This window comes from Streptomyces phyllanthi (assembly GCF_009377205.1).
Taxonomy (GTDB): Bacteria; Actinomycetota; Actinomycetes; order Streptomycetales; family Streptomycetaceae; genus Streptomyces; species Streptomyces phyllanthi.
In genome coordinates this window covers 1-1,355 of record NZ_VJZE01000904.1, presented here as the reverse complement: position 1 = coordinate 1,355, position 1,355 = coordinate 1, and the positions used below count along the sequence as shown (strand labels likewise).

Here is a 1,355-nt window from a genome sequence, read left to right as displayed (position 1 = left end):
GTCATCCCCCCGTCCACCGCGGACATCCGTCAGGTCAACCGCGCCCTCACATCCCTGCGCAGGGCCATCAAGCTGGACCTCGCCTTCGGCGGTGCCGTGTCGGGCCCGGGCCATGTGCAGCTCAGCGAGATGGTCGGCGTCACCACGGGCGCGATGCGCGGTGTGACCGTCGGCTTCGGCCAGGGACTCGGCGGCAGGGCGGTGGCGCTGCGCCGCCCGATCGCGGTCAACGACTACGGGTCCGCCAAGGGGATCAGCCACCAGTACAACCATGTGGTGGCGGCGGAGGGCCTGCGCGCCATGGCCGCGGTCCCCGTCGTGGTCAACCGCTCCGTACGGGCGGTGCTGTACGGCGCCGTCCGCCAGGCCGTACCCCTGGGCGACCGCACCCTCGACGCCGTACGGGACGCCGCCCGGGACCTGGAGCAGAGCCTGGCGGTACAGGACGAGGTGAACCGCCGTCTCGCGGACCTGGACGGGGAGACGGCCCCGCTCGACTGCGCGGACCCGGCCTCGTCCCCCCGCTGGGAGACCGTCCGCGAGGCCTACGCGGAGCTGCGGATCCTCGCCCAGCAGGTCGCGGACTCCGATATCCGCGACCGGGTCAGCGCGGCGTGCGAGAAGCTGGCCGAGGCCGGGAACCACCCCGGAGGCCCGCCCGTACCGGCCCTGTCGGCGAGGGAACTCGACGTCCTCTCCTGTGTCGCGCTCGGCTGGACCAACAGCGATGTCGCCGACCAGCTCGGCCTGCGGATCGAAACGGTCAAGAGCTACCTGCGCAGCGCCATGCGCAGGCTCGGCTGCCACTCACGCCTCGACGTGGTCAACACCGCCCGCGGCCTCGGCCTGCTGCCCTGACATGCCGACCGGGCGCCCCTAGTCCACCTCGGCCGCGTCGCTGATCCCCAGGCGCAGGTGCTCCACGTGGTACACGGCCTGGTCGAGCAGTTCGGCGACATGGTGGTCGTGCAGCGCGTACACCACCGAACGTCCCCGCCGCTCGCCCACGACCAGGCCCAGGTTGCGCAGCAGCCGGAGCTGGTGCGAGCACGCCGACTGCTCCATGCCGACCTCGGCCGCCAACTCGGTCGCCGGCAGCGGCCCTTCACGCAGCCGCGCGAGGATCAGCAGACGGGACGGGGTGGAGAGGGCCTGGAGGGTCGTGGCCACCTTCGCGACGTTGGCCGCGTCGAGGCGTACGCGAGGGGCGGCTTCCTGCGCGGTGGTGACGGCTCCATGACCCATGGCCGACATCTTACCCACCGCAGATGAACACATGAATGAGTATTCATTCGTTCCTGTATGGTGGCGCGGGTGTCCGCCACTCTCACGCCCCACGAGTCCCCGACCCCGAC

At 71.6% G+C, this 1,355-nt stretch carries 2 protein-coding genes; one reads left to right on the top strand and one right to left on the bottom strand.

All coding sequences use genetic code 11. The features are described from left to right. Positions 1 to 3: 3 nt before the first annotated feature. Entirely contained in the window at positions 4 to 858 is an 855-nt protein-coding gene (locus FNH04_RS46015) for a helix-turn-helix transcriptional regulator (protein ID WP_322725776.1), read from the top strand. Positions 859 to 876: 18 nt separating this feature from the next. Here the strand turns inward: FNH04_RS46015 and FNH04_RS46010 are convergent, their stop codons facing one another. Further along, complete coding sequence (locus FNH04_RS46010) at positions 877 to 1,245, bottom strand: ArsR/SmtB family transcription factor (RefSeq protein WP_152792153.1); 369 nt, start codon at positions 1,243 to 1,245, stop codon at positions 877 to 879. Positions 1,246 to 1,355 lie beyond the last annotated feature (110 nt).